Here is a 17,347-nt window from a genome sequence, read left to right on the forward strand (position 1 = left end):
TCCTCCCCACCTCAGGCTTCCCCAACTTGTGCTTCCTGAGTTTGAAGCCACATTTCAAGCAGCCCGGCCTGCCAGAGTTCTGAACCGCGCAGAGGTGTGATGTGTTCGGAAGGGTTTGCGAACAGGCGATCAAGATAATCGCGCTGGAATAGTCCTCGTTCACGCGCTTTCTGCGATGACAAAGCATCGCGCAGCATGTCGAGGTAGGGGCCAGCGATATATTTGAGCTGCGGCACTGGGAAGTAACCCTTCTTGCGATCGATCACCTCGCTTGGCACGACCTTGCGGGCGACATCCTTCAGGATGCCCTTGCCGCCATCCCGCAGCTTTTCTTCTGGCGGCATACGCGCTGCAAGTTCCACGAGTTCATGGTCGAGAAACGGTACGCGGGCTTCCAGTCCCCAGGCCATGGTCATGTTGTCGACGCGTTTGACCGGGTCATCGACCAGCATGATGTTGCTGTCGAGACGAAGCGCGCGATCAACGGGTGTATCCGCGCCGTCGCGCAACAAATGCTCTTCGATGAGTTCGCGGCTATAGTCGCGATCCGGCATCCATTCAGACGAAAGCTGGGTTTTCAGTACATCATGCGAGCGGTCGCAGAATGCCTTCGCGTAATCGCTGACCACATCGTTGGAATCGACCAGAGGTGGATACCAGTGGTAACCAGCAAAGACCTCGTCGGCACCCTGACCGGATTGCACAACCTTGATATGCTTGGAAACTTCCTTTGACAGCAGATAAAAGCCGACATTGTCGTAAGAAACCATTGGCTCTGACATGGCGGCAATCGTGCCGGGAAGCGCATCCATCAGATCGGATGAGGGCACGAAAATCTTGTGATGGTCGGTGCCGAAATGCTTGGCAATCAGGTCGGAATAGACGAATTCGTCGCCCTTTTCGCCATTGGCTTCTTCAAAGCCGACCGAAAAGCTCATGAGGCCGGTTTGGCCTGCTTCGGCAAGAAGGCCGACAATCAGGCTCGAATCCACACCACCTGACAAAAGAACGCCGACCGGCACGTCGGAGATCATGCGGCGTTTGACAGCAACGCGCAGCATGTCGAGAAGCTGCTCCTGCCAGTCTTCACGGCTCATTGCGCTGTCATGAGCCAGACGGCTATGCGGCGGCTGCCAATAGGTGCGGTCGCGAAATTCGCCATTGGCCTGATAAACACGGATCGTTGCCGCAGGCAGCTTGCGCACACCGTTATAGATGGTGCGCGGTGGCGGAACCACAGCGTGGAAGCTCATATAATTATGCAGTGCCGCGCGGTCGATTGAGGTATCGACACCGCCAGCCTTCACAAGGGCAGGCAGCGAGGAGGCAAAGCGCAGCGCGCCGCTGACCTCTGCCAGATAAAGCGGCTTGATGCCAAAACGGTCACGGGCAAAAATCAGTCTGCCGGTATCGCGCTCATGGATGGCAAAGGCGAACATGCCGTAAAAGCGGGAGACGCATTCCTCGCCCCAGGCATGCCATGCCTTGATGATGACTTCTGTGTCGCCATCGGAAAAGAAGCGGTAACCCTTGGCTTCGAGCTCAGCGCGCAATTCGCGGAAATTGTAAATGCAGCCGTTGAAGACAACGCTTATGCCAAGATCGGCGTCGATCATGGGTTGCTGGGATTTCTCGGACAGATCGAGAATTCTCAATCGCCGGTGTCCAAAGCCGACATTGCCACGCACAACGATGCCAGAAGCGTCTGGCCCTCTGGGGGCAAGAATATCTGCCATTTTCGAGATTGCCGAAACCGACGGTGTCGCACCGTCGAACCTGACTTCTCCGCAAATTCCACACATAAAAAGGGTCAAAACCTCCATTGTCATCTATTTTGGAACGCATTTCCGGACGCAAAACCGGCTTCCACTTTTGCTGGAAATGCTCGAAACGAACAGGCCGTCGCGTGAGTTTTGGCGGCAGCCTGCATATTGGCTAATGCATGCGCGCCAGGATGGTTCCGAAATTTCTGATTTTTATGCGCTTTGTGCCTTTTTCAACTCGTTTTCCTTGGAAATCATATATTTTTCGGCAGAAATCATATGTTCCAGCGCGATTTTGCGCGCATCTTCGGCCCTGTTTTCAATCAGAGCGGTTAAAAGCCGATGCTGAAAAAGCAAGCCCTCCTCGCGGGATGCGGGCGTTGGATCGGCATAGATCGAGCGGGCAACCGGCATATTGCGCAGCAGATTATGCGTTAGACCACACATGAAGCCGAGGAGCCGGTCCGGACACAGTTGTGCGAGTTGTGTATGAAAATCCAGCTCTGCCACACGCTGCTGAAACTGGTCGTCCAGATTGGTCGGAGGGCGGTCGTAAAACCGCATCGTGCTCTCCAGTTTCGTGAGATCATCATTGCTCAATCTGCCGGCAAGGGATGCGGCGATCTCAGGCTCCAGCAGCTTGCGTAGGGAATAGATTTCCTGAAGGCTTGGCTGGTCAAAGAAGAAATAATTGCCGAGCATTTCCATCGCATGTTGTGCAGATGGTTCCGCAACGAAGACGCCGCCACCGGGGCCGGTGCGGGTGAAGAGCAGCCCTTGCGTTTCGAGCGCCTTCATCGCCTCGCGCACAGTGCCCTTGGCTGCTTTGAACTGGTCGATAAGGTCTTTTTCCTGCGGCAGCCGATCACCGGGTTTGAGATGGTCCGTCTGGATCACGTCTTTGATACGGTCAGCAATGACCTCAGGCCGCCGCTTTGATTTGGTCAGCGAAGCATTGTCCGATTTGCTGCGGCTGTTCCGGGCCATACCTTGCTACTCTCTTTTCATACGCGGCGCGCTGTCTATCAGCTGACGTGTATAGGCATGTTGCGGCTTCGCAAAAAGGTCCTCGGCGGTCGCTTCCTCAACAATTTCCCCATAATACATGACGGCAACACGGTCGCTGATGGCTTCCACCACCGCAAGATCATGGCTGATGAAGAGATAGGACAGGCCGAACTGATGTTTCAGCTCATCAAGCAGCAGCAGCACCTGCGCCTGAACAGAGACATCAAGCGCGCTCACCGGTTCATCCAGCACGATGATTTCGGCATCTGCCGCAAGTGTGCGGGCAATGGCGATGCGCTGGGCCTGCCCGCCGGAAAACTCATGCGGATAGCGCAACAGGGTATCCTTTGGCATCTGCACGGCATCGAGCAGTTCTTCCATACGCTTCTGGCGCTGGTTACGATCAAGCCCGCCAAGCAGTTTCAGCGGAGTTTCAAGAATTTGCCGGATAGTCTTGCGCGGGTTGAGCGAGGCCACAGGGTCCTGAAACACATATTGGATCACTTTGCTAAAAGCCCGCGGACCAGAGCGGCGAAGTGCGCTGGCATCCTGTCCGGCGATTTTCATCGTGCCGTCGCTCGGCTCTGTCAGCCCCACCAGCATTCGCGCCAGGGTGCTTTTTCCCGAGCCGCTTTCGCCTACGATTGCCAGTGTTTCGCCGCGCGCGAGATTGAGCGACACAGACTTGACCGCTTCAACAGCATGGCGCTGTTTGCCGAAAAATGTGCGTCCGCCACCAAAGGTTTTGCTCAGATTGTGAACACTGATTGCAACCTGACTCATGTGGCGGCCTCCGTCTGTTTGCGACTGAACAGCTTTGCTACGCGCTCATAGAAGTCCTTGCCGTGGCCAAGTTCCGGCACGCAGGCAATCAGCCGCTTGGTATAGCTGTGTTGCGGATTGGCGAGCACCTCTCTGGCGGTCCCTGTCTCGACGATCACCCCGTCTTTCATGACGGCAACGCGATCGCAGATTTCGGAAACGACGCCGAAGTCATGAGTGATGAACAAAAGCGCCATGCCGCGTTCGCGCTGCAGATCGCGTAAAAGCTCAAGAATGCGTGCCTGCACGGTCACATCAAGGGCGGTGGTCGGCTCATCGGCGACGATGATGTCGGGATCATTTGCAAGCGCCATGGCAATGCCGACCCGCTGACGCTGACCGCCGGAAAGCTGGTGCGGGTAATGATCTGCACGCTCTTTTGCATCCGGAATACCCACTTTCTCCAGCAAGGCGATGGCTTCTGCCCGGCGTTTGGATGTACTGATCGATTTATGCGCAGCGATTGCTTCCTCGACCTGCTTACCGATTGAGTACATCGGATGCAGCGTGGTCAGCGGATCCTGAAATACATAGGCGACCTTGCTGCCGCGCGTCGCAGTCAGTTCGGTCTCCGTCATGTCGAGCACGTCTTTACCGTCCAGATAGATAGCGCCGCTGCGGATCAATCCGGGCGGAGAGGCGACCAGCCCCATGATGGAAAGTGCAGTCACGCTTTTGCCTGAGCCGCTTTCGCCGATCAGGCCAAGACATTCGCCGCGGTTAACATGCAGCGAAACATTGTTCACTGCTGGGGTATAGTTGTTATTGTTGACGAAGCCCGTTTCGAGCTTTTCGACGGCCAGAGCTGCATCCAGCATCCTTGTCTTGGGCGCGGTTCTGTTCTTGGCGATTGCCGTTACCGAGCCGGGGCGGGCAAGAGCACCGGAACGCAAACGGGGATCAAGCACATCGCGAATGCCGTCGCCCAGCACATTGAGGCTGATGACAATCAGAAAGATCATCAGGCCCGGCACGATGGAAACATGCGGTGCCGTGAACATCTGCGCGCGGCCTTCGCCGAGCATCGAGCCAAGATCAGCCTGTGGCGGCTGCGCACCAAGACCCAGAAAGCTGAGGCCTGCCGTTTCAAGGATCATCCAGCCTGCCGTGGTTGACATGGTGATGACGATAACCGGCAGCACATTGGGCAACACTTCGGTAAGCAGGATTGAAATGTGCCCTTTGCCGGAAAGCCGGGCAGCATCGACAAATTCGCGATTGGCAAGGCCGAGTGTCGTGCCGCGCACATTACGTGCAAAAAACGGGATGTTGACCACGGCAATTGCATAAAGCGCATTCATCAATCCCGGTCCGAGCGCGGCCACGATTGCAAGAGCCAGCAGGATATAGGGGAAGGCCATCAGCATATCGATGCCGCGCATCATAAGATTGTCGGTGCGTCCGCCCGCATAGCCTGCGACAATGCCGATAGCCGAGCCGATCACGGCGGCAATCAGGGTGGCTGCGAAGCCAACCGCCACCGAGACGCGTGCGCCCCAGAGAAGGCGGCTCAGAATATCGCGTCCAAGCTGGTCTGTGCCCAGCAGATGCCCTGCAGAGAAGACCGGTTGTAGCCGGTTTGCGGGTGCTGTCGCATCCGGGTTGGGCAATGGCAGGATTGGCACGAGTATTATCAGCACGCAGATCAATGCGAGCAGAAAAAAGCCGAAAGCTGCAAGGCGATTGCTCATCAGCAAGCGCCACGACGACAGGCGTGCAGGAGCGGCTGGGCTGTAGGTTTCCGAAACGGCACTCATGTGCGTATCCTCGGATCAAGCATGGTCTGAAGGACATCGGCGAGCAGATTGAACAGCACATAGCTGGCTGCTACGATCAGCACGCCGCCCTGCACAAGCAGGATGTCACGGGTCGAAATTGCCTTCACAAGCATGGCGCCGATACCGGGCCATTGAAACACGGTCTCGATATAGACCGCACCGCCCAGCACGAAGCCTGCCTGAATGCCGATAACGGGAATGACACTGACAAGGGCTGCACGAAAGGCGTGGCCGTAAATCACGCGACGCTCATTGAGCCCTTTGGCGCGTGCGGTGCGGATATAATCCTGACGCAGCACTTCAAGCATTGCGCCGCGCGTCAACCGGGCAATCACACCGGCAGCAACGACGGCAAGCGTCGATGCTGGCAGGATCAGATGACAGATAAGGTCCTTGAGATCGCCGCCGCCATAGACTGCATACATGCCCGATGCCGGAAGGATGCGCCAATGCACTGCGAAGAGATAAATCAGCAGAAGGCCAAGCCAGAATGACGGGATCGAAATGCCAGCCAGAACGATGAAGGTGATGGTGCGATCTGCCCAGCCAAACTGACGAACGGCTGAGACAATGCCTGCGAAAAGTCCGAAGATCGAACAGAGCACGAGAGCAACACCTGCCAGAATAAGCGTTGCCTGAAAGCGTTCCAGCACCTCATCCAGAACAGGACGATTGAGCACGAAGGAGCGACCGAAATCGCCGTGCAACAGATTGCCGATCCAGATGAAATATTGCTGGACCAGTGGCTTGTCGAGGCCGAGATCGCGATTGATACGCTCGACATTTTCCGGCGTCGCGTAAGAGCCGAGCAGGGCTGTGGCGGTATCGCCGGGAATAGACGCCATCACCAGAAAGACGATGATGGACAGCCCGAAAAGTACGGGAACGACTGTGATAAGCCGCTTGAAGATATAGGCTGGCATTGGCCCTCCTTCGCTTCGTTTTGGCAAAACTGCGCCAGCGGCCTTAACGCTGGCGCAAAGCTTTATTGTTTGGTCACATCTTTGAGATGCAGCAGGAATGACGGCTGGAGCTTGAAGCCCTGAACTGCAGCTGTTGTGACAGCATTCTGTTTCCAGTTGGCAACAAAGAGCCATGGCGCATCGTCGTGGACGATAGACTGGATCTCGCCATAAAGCTTGCCACGCTCTGCCTGATCGGTCGATGTGCGCGCCTTGGTCAGCAATTCATCGACTTTCGGATTGGAGTAATAGCCCGAGTTAAAACCGCCCTTGTCCGGCAGGGCTTCGGTGCGAAGCGTGAGATATGGAACCGTGTCTGGATCATTGGTCATCCACGCCATTTCAGCCATGTCTGCCTTGCCATCGAGCCCGGAATTCACGCGACCAAGAAAGGTGTTCCACTCGTAGGTTTCAATCTTCACCTTGAAGCCGACTGCCTGAAGATCCGCTTGAATAGCTGCACCCATATTGATCGGGTCAAGCATCCCTGAGCCACCTTCTGTCACATAGAAAGTGAGTTCAGGATTGGTAGCGCCTGTTTCTTTTAACAGCGCCTTGGCTTTTTCCGGATCGTAAGGATATGGCTCGGTTTTATCATCAACCCAGTTGAATGCAGGTGGCACGGGACCAGCCGCGACAGTTGCTGAACCTTGCAGGACATTATCGACCAGACCCTGTTTGTTGACTGCATAATTTGCAGCCTGACGAACTTTCTTGTCGGCGAACGGTCCGCTTTTGGTGTTGAGAATGCTGAACCAGACATGCGGCCCCGCCTGTTCTGCGACGGCGAAATTTGCATCCTGCTTGAAGGTTGCGAGATTATCCGGCGGCACCTCGACCATGATGTCGATGCCACCGGCCATCATTTCAGCAACGCGGGTATTGGCGTCGGTGATGGGACGGAAAACAATCGCGTTCAAGATCGGAGCCTTATCCCAGTAGTCGGGATTACGCTCGACCACCACGCGCTGGCCAGACTGCCATTCGGCAAATTTGAATGGGCCGGTGCCCGACGGATGGCGACCAAATTCAGTGCCATATTGTTCGACGGAGGCTGGCGAAACGATGAGGCCGGTCGGATAGGCGAGGTTTGACAGGAAGGGCGCGAACGGCTCTTTCAGTTTGAACTCGACTGTGTTTGCATCAACCGTATTGACGCTTTCGATAGATTCAAAATTGAAGGACAAAGGGAACGGGCCGGTATTGTAGAACGGGTGATCCTTGTTCAGCATCCGCTCGAAGTTGAACTTGACCGCTTCCGCGTTGAAATCCGAACCGTCATGGAATTTCACGCCCTGTCTCAGCTTGAATGTATAGGTTTTGCCATCGTCTGAAATGGTCCAGCTTTCAGCAAGCGCTGGCTCGATTTCCAGCGTGCCATCCTTATAGCGGACCAGACCGTCATAGATGTTCACAAGGATGCGGAAATCATTGGTTGCCGTGACCGTGTGTGGGTCAAGCGATTGCGGTTCGGCAATCTGCCCGACGATCAGAACATCGGGCGGTGTCTGCGCGCCAGCGTGAAATGTCGCTGAACCCAGAACCAGAGTGGCCGCTGTCAAAACGGCTCGAAATAACCTCTTCATTAGCGGTTCCTTTCGTTTGGCCATATCTGCCTGCAAATCTGTCAGGATATAATTTATAGTAAGGAAATGACGTATATCAACAAATTATCATAATTAATTTGCGCACACAGAAAAGGCGGGATGACCCCGCCTTCAAATTCTCTGTGCTGTTTTCAGCTATTCTGTCGGGCTGTCTTCCGGCCTCAGGTCCTGCTCGGCAGTGGTCGATGTCTGATGCGTGAAGCCCTTGAGACCCTTGGTGGTTTCCTCGGCATCGCGCTTGATCTCAACCTCGCTCATTGCATAGTGAACAGTGAGCTTTGCAATCGATGTGAGTGCGCTCAAATGAATGCGTTCATAGCCATGCGAGGCATCGACACCGAAGGTCAGAAGTGCTGTGCGAACATCGTGGCCAGCCTCTACCGCAGATGCTGCGTCAGAGCGATAATAGCGGAAAACGTCCTTCTGCACCGGGATATCGTGCTCGCCGCAAAGCTCGTAAAGCTTTTTAGTCAGATGATAATCGAAGGGGCCGGTCTGGTCGGCCATGGCAAGTGTTACGCCAAATTCGGACGAATTCTGACCGGGGGCTGTGGTGCCATTATCGATGGCGACCAGTGATGCAATGTCGGGGACAACAGCAGCAGAAGCGCCAACGCCGACCTCTTCGCCGATGGTGAAAATCCAGTATGTATCGACCGGCGTTTCGACATCAAGCCGTTGCATCGCCTCGAGCGACGCCAGCATGATGGCAACGCCTGCCTTGTCATCCAGATGTCGTGAGACAATGAAACCGTTATCGATGAATTCCGGCATCGGATCGACGGCAACAATATCGCCGACATCAATGCCAAGCTCCATCAGATCTTCCTTGTTGCGGGCAAGCGCATCGACGCGCAACTCGATATAAGTCCAGCCAACGGGAAGCGTATCCACCTCTTCATTGAAAGTATGGCCGGAGGCTTTCAGCGGCAGGATCGAGCCGCGATAGGTGCCTTTGGAAGAGAAGATCGAAACGCGCGCACCTTCTGCAAAGCGTGCCGACCAGTTGCCGATTGAAACAAGCTCAAGCCGCCCGTTGGATTTGAGATATTTAACCTGTGCGCCGAGCGTATCGACATGAGAAACGATACCGCGCGCGGGCTTTCTCGATTTGCCGGTGCGGCGTGCGCGGATTGCACCGCGCCGCGTCAGGATGACTTCGAGGCCGAGGCGCTCCAGTTCGCGTGCAACGAAATGCACCGCTTCGTCTGTGAAGCCGGTTGGACTGGGGATTGCCAGCAGGGCGCCTAGTTTTTCGAGTAAATAATCTTGATCAATCGCAATATTTGTCATGGTCGGTTAATCTACGGTCCAGATATTCAACGTCAAGCTCAGGCTTGGATTTAGTGTCCAGGTGAGTTAGATTCAGGTGTGGCGAGCGTTGGATTTTCTTGATAAATTCAGCACCTTATACATTGGCTTCGCGCCGGGACTTGTGTAGCTTTGCAAAAACAACGGGGGGCGTTGATTTGCTGCTTGGGGATATGCATCCTAATGATAAAGCTGCGTACCAACGGGGATCGGTGGTTTGTTGCACTCATTGCGTGTGTTGGCATCGCATTAACTATTCTCTTAGGGCAGGTGGAACTTGTCCGGCTTTCATATGTTCGGCTTAATGACTATCGGGACGATCTGCTGTCCCACTCTATAAATGTTGCAAAATCCAGCCGTGATACTCTAAGCGTTGTGAATGGCACCAGTCAGGTGCCATGTTCAGATGAAAATCTGAAAGAGTTGCGCCTTCTTACATTCAGAGCACACTACTTTCGCGATGTCGGTCGGGTACTGAACAATCGTATTGTCTGCACTGCGCTATGGGGCCGATTGTCTCCGCCTGCTGAGTTGCCCACGGCAGATAGGGAAGTAGACGGCGGCCATCGTTTGTGGGGACAGGCTAAAGGTATCGGTAGTCATCTGACCGCGGTTGATATGGTTATGCATGGCACAGCTGTTGTTTTCACATCGCCGGTTGCCTTTGCCTTGTACGAACGTCCGCACCCCAATCTGAGTGCGCATATCATCAGTCAGGATGGTCAGTATATTTATAGGACGTTTGGAGATGCCAGCCAGTTAACGACGCAGCAGCCGGAAAAGCTCGCCTGGTATGATTTACGCTCACATCGACTTACGTCACGCTGCTCCGGTGAGCTCGATATTTGTGTGATTGCCGCTCTTACAGGGGTCAGCATATTGCAACAGGCACCGGGTGTCTTGTTGGCACTTGTTGCCTTTGGAGGGCTCGCGGGCAGTGGACTGGGTGTGATAGCCGTCAAATGGCGGCGTGGCTATTCCTCGCTCCCTCAACAGGTCAGGCGGTCTATTGCGGAGGGGCGGATAAGCGTCGTCTACCAGCCATTGGTGCGATTGCGTGACGGGCATGTAAATGGTGCCGAGGTGCTGGCGCGTATGTCGGACGATCATGGAGATCCGATCGCGCCTGACGTGTTCATTTTAATCGCCGAGGAACACGGCGTCATCAAAGATATTACGCGTATCGTGGTGCGCAAGGCGTTGAACGAAATGCAGACGCGCCTGAAGAAAAATGCGGACTTTTATCTCAGCCTGAATTTGTCGGTCGATGATGTGATTGATCCGCGCACGCTTGAGTTTTTGGACGAAGAGATCAAGCAACGTGGTCTTTCACCACGGCAAATCGTGCTGGAAATCACCGAGCGGTCGACAACCCATCATGAACGTCTCATTGAGAGCATGACGTCATTCCGGGCACAGGGCTACGAGTTCTTCATTGATGATTTCGGGACCGGCTACTCCAATCTTGCCTATCTGGCCAAACTACCGATCAGTGGTATTAAAATCGACCGCATGTTTACGCAGGCTATTGGAACCGAGGCGGTTAGTTCCGAGATTGTCGAGAACATCTGCAACATAGCACAGCGCTTGGATATTAAGCTGGTTGTTGAAGGCGTGGAAACGAAGGAACAGGCGGATTACGTTCTTGCCCTGCATCCAGAGGCGGTAGGACAGGGGTGGCTCTTTGGTCGCCCCGTGCCTGCTGCGAGCTTGCCTCGGGCCGGCTTGAAAGTTTGACTACGGGAATATAGTAATTTTAAGTTGACTATTTTAATCATATATAAAAATAGAAGTTGGCGTTGCTGTTACAATCGCAGCTTCAGCTTTAAAAATGCACGTGCAGGAACGGGTGGAAATTGCACGGACAGAGAGCAGACGGGTGTTGGAGTTATGCCTCCAGATCCCTTCTTCTGCGAGATTGTTTTGGGGATCGTTCTGTGATCCGTGCGAAAAGCTGATCGATAAATATACCGACCACACTGGCAGCTCAAATGTCGTAAACGGCGGTAAAGCTTCCACTTCTAATTCACTTGAGGTGCGTCATTTTGTACAAAGGCAGATTTCTTCGCCTTTGCAATGCAAAAAGCCGCTCCCTCAATCGTCTTAGTAGTGAGAGAGGCTAGTGGTCTGATTCCGACATTTGCATCCCTTGATACAGGCATTCAACAAATGTCGGAATCAAACGTCAAATTCAATCCACCAGCGTCTTGTTCATATTGATCAGACTCCGCCTATCAACAGGGATAGACCACATGACTGACGTTATTGTCCTTAAGCAACCGGTTGCTCTTCCTCGTTCGAAGCGCTTGAAGGCGCGCACGACTGGAACGCATGAACGCCTTGATCAGAGCATTATGGCAGGCGATCCGTTTGCCAGCCGTGAGCGCTATGCTCTGTTTGTCGAGGTTCAGTATCAGTTCCATCGTGATATCGATGCGCTCTACGATGATATGGCTCTGGATGTGCTGCTTCCCGATTTGAAGGGCCGTCGTCGTTTCGCGCTGGTAGGACAGGATCTGATTGATCTCGGTTTCGATTTGCCAGTAGCAGACGGAGAGCCCGCTTTCCTGACTGGTAACGCTATCGATCTGCCAACTGCTCTCGGCTGGCTCTATGTCGCGGAAGGCTCCAACCTTGGTGCGGCTTTTTTGCTGAAAGAAGCGTTGAAGCTCGGCCTGTCGGAAGAACTCGGCGCACGTCATCTGGCTGGTGCGCCTGAAGGGCGGGGTCTCCACTGGCGTACTTTTACCGCAGCCCTTGATGATATAGAGCTGACCGTTGCAGAAGAGGAGCGGGTTGTTGCAGGTGCGGAAGCAGCCTTTCTCCGCGTTCATGCACTGGTGCGGACAATCTTTCATAACCGTCTCTGACGTAGTTTCAGAGGGCGGCAAGGTTGCTCTATATGGTTTTCCGGTTGGCGTGCGTGACCAAGGCGCTGGCAGTCGCGTCTGATGGCGCATCTCGAGCGTCGCAAGAAGTATCCGTCGGGTGCTAAGTCCCGCCGGGAAGAAGGCGTTGTCTATGTCCGCTTCCGCATCGACGATACGGGCAAAGTGCTGTCCGCTTCGCTTGCCTGATCGTCAGGTTGGTCAGAGCTTGATAACGAGGTTCTTTCGCTGGTCCAGCGCGCCTCTCAGGTTCCCGCTCCGCCACCGGACGTCAACAAGACGATCACGGCACCTGTAAAATTCAGCAGACGGTAAGAAGATGGGCTGGAAGATTTCCCAGCGCATCTTCATTTTCAGAACTTGCGGCTGAAAGAAACTTTCAGATTGCGGCCCGGCATGGCCGTGATGCCATCCGTCAGATATGGTTCGTACTCTTTATCGAATACGTTTTCCAATGCGAGACGCAGTTCGGAATCCTTCATGAAACCTTGCGTCGGTGTCCAGTTGAAGAACAGGTCGTGTACGGCATATCCGGGAGTCTTTGGTCGATTGTAGCTCTGGTCACCTTTGACATATGAGGTTCTGTCCTGCTTGTCGACAAAGGTTCCCGTCCAGCCAAAATTGATATCCTGATCGGGAAGTTTATAGCCGAGGGTCGTTATAACCGTCGTCGGCATAATGTCGTTGATATAGCTGTCTGGTCCATAGATATTGTTGACCGTGCCCTGACGTCTGCCGATCATGTAAGTCAGGCTGGCATCTGCGAACATGAAGTCGTTCTCATAATGGGCTTCCAGCTCCACGCCGCGCGAATAGTAGGACGGCATGTTCCAGTAAAACGGTACTTCGCCATTTTTCAGGCCGACCTTGTTTGCGCTGCCCACCCGCCGCGCCACAGGATTGGTGACATGATTATTGAAGAAGGAACCGCGCACCATCAGCATATCGGTATCGGTAAAGATGCCGCTGAACGAAGTGTCCGCACCGATGTTGATCGTGTTGTTGCGTTCGACTGCAAGATCCCTGCTGGTTCCCGATGTCTGGGTGCGTCCGCTCTGTACCGAGTAGATTTCATCGATGTTAGGAGCGCGCATTGCGTAAGCCCAATCGGCAAAAAGCCGGGTGGTCGGCGTTATCTGATACGATGCGCTGATGGCTGGTGTGAAACCATGGTGAGATGCTGACGAATAGTCGTGTCCGGCTTTCGGATCGTTATAGATCGCAGCAGCATTTGGCTCGCCTTCGGAGCGAACATAGTCATAGCGGATGCCGGGCGTGATGGTCAGCTTGTCAGTGATGGCCATGCGATCACGCATGAAGAAGGACGTCACATCCTGTTTGCCGCCTGGCATGATCCACGGCGCGTAATAGCCGTAATTATAGTTCTTGTCTTTCTTCTTTGTGATGTCGAACATCGTCACATCACGAACGTGGTGGTTATATTGCACACCGTAGTTCAGACTGTGGTCAATGCCGCCAATTTCAAAGTTGGAGGTGTTTTCTGCCTCGATATGAAAATCCGAATATTTCGCATCATTCTCGGTGCCGCCAAGAGAGGCTGTCCCGTTTACACCAGCAGCACGTTCTGCATGCATGTCGGTTGAGGAATAGCTTGCCATGATGCGCGTGTTCACGAGGTCGCTGTTGCCATCGTAAGTGTGTTCGACAACCGAAGTGAAATCTTTCAGCTCTCGCCAAGCGAGAAGCCTGCGCATTGCTTCCTTATAGGCGGGCGTTCCGGGAACGAGACTGTTGCTGGTCGGTTGAAGCTGGCCGCGAATGGCTGCGAGCGGTCCCCAATTGGCACTTTCACCATAAAGAACTGAAGCCTTCAGGGTATGTCCGCCATATTCACCGGAAAGTTTGCCGGAGAAGGAAGTCAGCTCGGAACTGGAATAATTATAGGTCTCGCCGCCGCCAACGCGCATGTTGTCGCCCTTGCGCCAGGTCAGACTGGCAATGCCGTCGAAAGTCATGCCCGTGCCAAGATTGGAGCGACCATAAACTGCGCCGGTTTCCAGAAACTGCTTGTTGGCGGTCTGGTAAGCGGTTTTACCCCATGCGCCCCAGTTTTCGCCTTCGCGCAGCATATCGGCTGCGTCCTTGCTCTCAAGTTTCACGGTGCCGCCGAAGCCGCCATTGCCGTAACGAACGGAGGTTGCACCCTTTTCAATCTCGACGCGCTTGAGCAGTTCAGGTTCGACGAAGATGGTGCCCTGATCGTATTTTTCGAAGTTCTTTGGGGCACCGTCGAGGAGAACACGAACATCACTTTGGCGCGAGAAACCGCGGATCGAAATCGACTGACCTTCGGTGCGTACCCCGCCCAGCATTGCGACACCGGGTGTCTTTTTGATAAGTTCCGGAATTGTCGAGGCCTGTGCCTGCTGCATCTGTTCAGGGGTAATCTGGGAGACGCGTGGGTCCAGATCAGCAAAATTTACGCCGGTGATCTGCGAAAAGCTGATCGTATCGAGCTGCACAGCACCGTCGACAGCAGGCAAAGCCGCGTTGTTTCCCGTTGCTTCACGTTCCAGCCGCACTGTGCGGTTGCCGGTGAAGCGATACTGGATATCGGTGTTGCGCAGCAAAGCGGAAAGCGCTTCGGCTGGTGCCATGGTTCCACTTACGCCCGAGGTGTTGAGCCCACTGGTGACGGATGCATCAAATGCGATTTGCAGACCCGTTTGCACAGCAAGACGATTGAGCGCGGTCGAAAGCGCACCGGCCGGAATGTTGACAGCGACGGATTGTACTGCAGCCTGTGCAAATGCAGGTGTGGTCAGGATGGGGCTTAAAACAGTACCGCTCAAAAGCAGTGAAGCAAATAAGGGACGTGCGCAGCCAGTGAGAATGCGCGAAGCGGGGCTTTTCATGTTGTTTCCAGTCTCAACGTTCAAGGCGTTGGGCGTTTTGGTGCCGAGGCTCTCGCGCGGGTTGCGCAAATTGCCTTTCATGGACTGGACGAATGAAATTGAGTGTTTGGGACATTCGGCAGAAAATTAATTATGCAGCACTGTGAGCAATGAACCCACGCGCATCGCCTTCAAATCGAAAACCTTGATAAAGTCATCAAGCGCTGTCGATGGTGCGGATAGATCGAAGGTGCCGGTAATCCGGCGTTCGGCCAGATCTCTGCTCGCAATCATCACCCGACCGGGAAGGTGGCGTGCAATATCTTCGACTACATGTTCCAGAGGCTGGTTCTCAAAAACCAGACGGCCACGACGCCACGACGCAGTGAGTTCTGGATCGATCATGGCGATCTGCCCAATGCCATTCTTGTTGTCGTAGAAGACACTGTGTCCCTGCTCAAGCTGAAGCGTGTCCAGTGGGTTTTGTGTTGATGATGTGGTGCTGGTCTGTACCTGAACAGCATGTTCAGTGACAACCACATCGGCACCGCCATCTTTCAGCTTCACGTCGAACTGGGTGCCGAGCGCGGTTACTTCGCCATTGGCTGCTCTGACCGTGAATGGCCTCTGCGGATCTGGAGCAACGGTGAAATAGGCCTCGCCGCGAAGAAGTTGAACCCGACGTTCGCCGTCCGTTATGTCGAAAGCGATTGCCGAGCCTGCATTGAGCTGGACGGTCGAGCCGTCCTCAAGTTTGATGACCGGCATTTCGCTGCTGGCCGACATGGCATCTGCACGCAGCCACATCGGGCCGTCGAAAGTGATAAAACCACCCGCAAGTGCGCCAAATAAAAGCATGGAACTTAAAGCCACGCTTACCGGATAACGCGGCTTTCTGGCAGCGGTCCGGGCGAAATCTGCATCCTGAAGGAGCAGAAAGCGCGTATCGCTGAAAACGCGTGCAGCTTTGGTAAATGCCAGCTCATGCCGTGCGTCGCTGGTGCGCCAGAGTGCGCACGCTTCAACGACAGTCGGGTCTTTGGGCGAAGCCTGAAGCCGCATCAGCCAGTCGACAGCCTGCTCCTGGATGAGACGCTCGGTCTTATCCTGTCTTTTTACGGTCGCGCGCCTCATGCCTGATCCAGTTCGTCGAGCCGTATGAGGCAGTATATAAGCGCTTTCCGCAGATGCCTGTCCACCATATTGCGGGTAATTCCAAAGCGCGTGGCTATTTCGTCGGGCGACAGATTGCCAATCCGGTGAGCGATGAAAACGCGGCGCTGGCGCAACGGCAATTCCATGATCGCATCGCGCAGACAGGCGAGGCGTCGCGGCATATCCAGTGCCAGATCAGGATTTGCGTCCTTGCTTACAATGTTTGCGGCTTCGTCTTCGGTGCCGGAAAATAGCTTCGCTTCAAAGTGTTCACGTCGAAACCGATCAAGACCAAGATTGATCGCAGCGCGTGTTAAAAAGGCGCGCAACGACGACTTGCCTTCAAGGTCGGTTCTGCGTTCCTTGAGTCTCACATAAAGATCATGGACAATTTCATTGGCGTTTGAAGATGCGTGTCCGCGCCGACGGACCGCACGACACAGTTCGTCATAATAATCTGTAATGGCAGCATCGATGTCAGCGATTTCCTGCAGAGGAAAGGCCGATGTCAGCTTGGATTTGTCAGATTGGTTCACGGTGGGCACCACATTTTCGTGGCGGCACCATAGTTATGCGCTTGTGCAAACGCAATAATATATGAGCAATATACTCATCTTATGTGGATGCTGTTGCATTTCAGCAAAAATGGCCGATAGCCGCAACGATGGAGAGCATTCCACCGCTGCAAACGAGGGTGACGTTTTACTTCGGCAGCTGAGCTGCGGCCTGCTTGATCGCCGATGTGATCTGTTGGCAGAAAGGCTCAACGCTCTTGCCAGAGGTCTTGGCGTAATCCTCGACGTCGGTCTCTTGGCCCATCGACTGAACGACGCCCTTTTTACCGGCCGCCTGCGCCTCTTCAAGTCCAGACTTATCGGCGGGCGCCTGCATGATCTTCATGATGGATTGCTGGCTGTCGATGTCTTCCTGTGTCGCGAAGCCTTTGTCCTTGCAGTACTCGACGATACCGAGCTGGTTCTGTGCTGCTTTATAGAGCGCTTCCGGTGTCATCTGCTGTGTGGCCTGGCCTTGCGCCATAGCGCCGCCTGCGGTGACCGATGCCAGAATAAAAGCGCAGATACCTGCAATTTTCATCGTTTCAACCTTTCAATTATATCGCATTTCCCACCCCGAAAGGCTTAAAGGCGTTAACGGACAGCGCGAAATAAAGACCTGCAAAATCGGGTAACAAGTTTTT

General features: G+C 54.3%; 13 protein-coding genes and 1 pseudogene. 3 read left to right on the forward strand and 11 right to left on the reverse strand.

Annotated features, from left to right (window positions below; genetic code table 11):
- Positions 1–11 precede the first annotated feature (11 nt).
- The 7 genes from CEV33_RS14060 to CEV33_RS14090 form a co-directional block, all read right to left on the reverse strand.
- The gene (locus CEV33_RS14060) at positions 12–1,802 is read right to left on the reverse strand and encodes an N-acetylglutaminylglutamine amidotransferase (protein WP_094541718.1); all 1,791 of its coding nucleotides are present in this window, start codon (positions 1,800–1,802) and stop codon (positions 12–14) included.
- Between the two features lie 174 nt (positions 1,803–1,976).
- Positions 1,977–2,750 carry a FadR/GntR family transcriptional regulator gene (locus tag CEV33_RS14065; RefSeq protein ID WP_094541079.1) on the reverse strand — a complete coding sequence of 258 codons (774 nt, stop codon included), beginning with the start codon at positions 2,748–2,750 and terminating at the stop codon, positions 1,977–1,979.
- A gap of 6 nt (positions 2,751–2,756) precedes the next feature.
- On the reverse strand, positions 2,757–3,554 hold the full coding sequence (locus CEV33_RS14070) for an ATP-binding cassette domain-containing protein (RefSeq protein ID WP_094541080.1): 798 nt from the start codon (positions 3,552–3,554) through the stop codon (positions 2,757–2,759).
- The gene (locus CEV33_RS14075; RefSeq protein ID WP_094541081.1) at positions 3,551–5,350 is read right to left on the reverse strand and encodes a dipeptide/oligopeptide/nickel ABC transporter permease/ATP-binding protein; all 1,800 of its coding nucleotides are present in this window, start codon (positions 5,348–5,350) and stop codon (positions 3,551–3,553) included. The genes CEV33_RS14070 and CEV33_RS14075 overlap by 4 nt, the downstream gene beginning before the upstream one ends.
- Positions 5,347–6,294 (reverse strand): ABC transporter permease, encoded by a 948-nt coding sequence (locus CEV33_RS14080; protein ID WP_094541082.1) that lies wholly within the window; start codon positions 6,292–6,294, stop codon positions 5,347–5,349. Before CEV33_RS14080 ends, CEV33_RS14075 begins: the two co-directional genes overlap by 4 nt.
- A gap of 62 nt (positions 6,295–6,356) precedes the next feature.
- Positions 6,357–7,919 carry an ABC transporter substrate-binding protein gene (locus CEV33_RS14085; RefSeq protein WP_094541719.1) on the reverse strand — a complete coding sequence of 521 codons (1,563 nt, stop codon included), beginning with the start codon at positions 7,917–7,919 and terminating at the stop codon, positions 6,357–6,359.
- A 156-nt stretch (positions 7,920–8,075) separates the two neighbouring features.
- Positions 8,076–9,233, reverse strand: a complete 1,158-nt coding sequence (locus CEV33_RS14090) for an osmoprotectant NAGGN system M42 family peptidase (protein WP_094541083.1) — start codon at positions 9,231–9,233, stop codon at positions 8,076–8,078.
- A 201-nt stretch (positions 9,234–9,434) separates the two neighbouring features.
- On the opposite strand from CEV33_RS14090, the gene CEV33_RS14095 reads away from it, so the two are divergent.
- From CEV33_RS14095 to CEV33_RS14105, 3 genes and pseudogenes are all read left to right on the forward strand, one after another.
- Positions 9,435–10,988: an EAL domain-containing protein gene (locus CEV33_RS14095; RefSeq protein WP_094541084.1), complete on the forward strand. Its 1,554-nt coding sequence runs from the start codon at positions 9,435–9,437 to the stop codon at positions 10,986–10,988.
- A 515-nt stretch (positions 10,989–11,503) separates the two neighbouring features.
- A complete protein-coding gene (locus CEV33_RS14100; protein WP_094541085.1) occupies positions 11,504–12,121 on the forward strand; it encodes a biliverdin-producing heme oxygenase in 618 nt (205 codons plus the stop codon).
- An 81-nt stretch (positions 12,122–12,202) separates the two neighbouring features.
- A pseudogene (locus tag CEV33_RS14105) lies at positions 12,203–12,454 on the forward strand (energy transducer TonB family protein).
- A gap of 38 nt (positions 12,455–12,492) precedes the next feature.
- Here the strand turns inward: CEV33_RS14105 and CEV33_RS14110 are convergent.
- The 4 genes from CEV33_RS14110 to CEV33_RS14125 all read right to left on the reverse strand — a co-directional run bounded on the left by CEV33_RS14110 (position 12,493) and on the right by CEV33_RS14125 (position 17,244).
- Positions 12,493–15,015 (reverse strand): TonB-dependent receptor, encoded by a 2,523-nt coding sequence (locus CEV33_RS14110; RefSeq protein WP_094541720.1) that lies wholly within the window; start codon positions 15,013–15,015, stop codon positions 12,493–12,495.
- Positions 15,016–15,141: 126 nt separating this feature from the next.
- Positions 15,142–16,128, reverse strand: coding sequence for a FecR family protein (locus tag CEV33_RS14115; protein ID WP_094541086.1), 987 nt, complete (start codon positions 16,126–16,128; stop codon positions 15,142–15,144).
- The gene (locus CEV33_RS14120; RefSeq protein WP_328588569.1) at positions 16,125–16,685 is read right to left on the reverse strand and encodes an RNA polymerase sigma factor; all 561 of its coding nucleotides are present in this window, start codon (positions 16,683–16,685) and stop codon (positions 16,125–16,127) included. The genes CEV33_RS14115 and CEV33_RS14120 overlap by 4 nt, the downstream gene beginning before the upstream one ends.
- 166 nt (positions 16,686–16,851) lie before the next feature.
- Positions 16,852–17,244: a hypothetical protein gene (locus tag CEV33_RS14125; protein ID WP_094541088.1), complete on the reverse strand. Its 393-nt coding sequence runs from the start codon at positions 17,242–17,244 to the stop codon at positions 16,852–16,854.
- Positions 17,245–17,347: the final 103 nt, after the last annotated feature.

This window comes from Brucella grignonensis (assembly GCF_002252505.1).
Taxonomy (GTDB): domain Bacteria; phylum Pseudomonadota; class Alphaproteobacteria; order Rhizobiales; family Rhizobiaceae; genus Brucella; species Brucella grignonensis.

Excerpts from the sequence above, each read along its gene's own strand:
- CEV33_RS14090 (WP_094541083.1), bottom strand. The coding sequence starts at position 9,233 with ATGACAAATATTGCGATTGATCAAGATTATTTACTCGAAAAACTAGGC.
- CEV33_RS14060 (WP_094541718.1), bottom strand. The coding sequence starts at position 1,802 with ATGTGTGGAATTTGCGGAGAAGTCAGGTTCGACGGTGCGACACCGTCG.
- CEV33_RS14095 (WP_094541084.1), top strand. The coding sequence starts at position 9,435 with ATGATAAAGCTGCGTACCAACGGGGATCGGTGGTTTGTTGCACTCATT.
- CEV33_RS14115 (WP_094541086.1), bottom strand. The coding sequence starts at position 16,128 with ATGAGGCGCGCGACCGTAAAAAGACAGGATAAGACCGAGCGTCTCATC.
- CEV33_RS14075 (WP_094541081.1), bottom strand. The coding sequence starts at position 5,350 with ATGAGTGCCGTTTCGGAAACCTACAGCCCAGCCGCTCCTGCACGCCTG.
- CEV33_RS14080 (WP_094541082.1), bottom strand. The coding sequence starts at position 6,294 with ATGCCAGCCTATATCTTCAAGCGGCTTATCACAGTCGTTCCCGTACTT.
- CEV33_RS14065 (WP_094541079.1), bottom strand. The coding sequence starts at position 2,750 with ATGGCCCGGAACAGCCGCAGCAAATCGGACAATGCTTCGCTGACCAAA.
- CEV33_RS14100 (WP_094541085.1), top strand. The coding sequence starts at position 11,504 with ATGACTGACGTTATTGTCCTTAAGCAACCGGTTGCTCTTCCTCGTTCG.
- CEV33_RS14085 (WP_094541719.1), bottom strand. The coding sequence starts at position 7,919 with ATGAAGAGGTTATTTCGAGCCGTTTTGACAGCGGCCACTCTGGTTCTG.
- CEV33_RS14110 (WP_094541720.1), bottom strand. The coding sequence starts at position 15,015 with ATGAAAAGCCCCGCTTCGCGCATTCTCACTGGCTGCGCACGTCCCTTA.
- CEV33_RS14070 (WP_094541080.1), bottom strand. The coding sequence starts at position 3,554 with ATGAGTCAGGTTGCAATCAGTGTTCACAATCTGAGCAAAACCTTTGGT.
- CEV33_RS14125 (WP_094541088.1), bottom strand. The coding sequence starts at position 17,244 with ATGAAAATTGCAGGTATCTGCGCTTTTATTCTGGCATCGGTCACCGCA.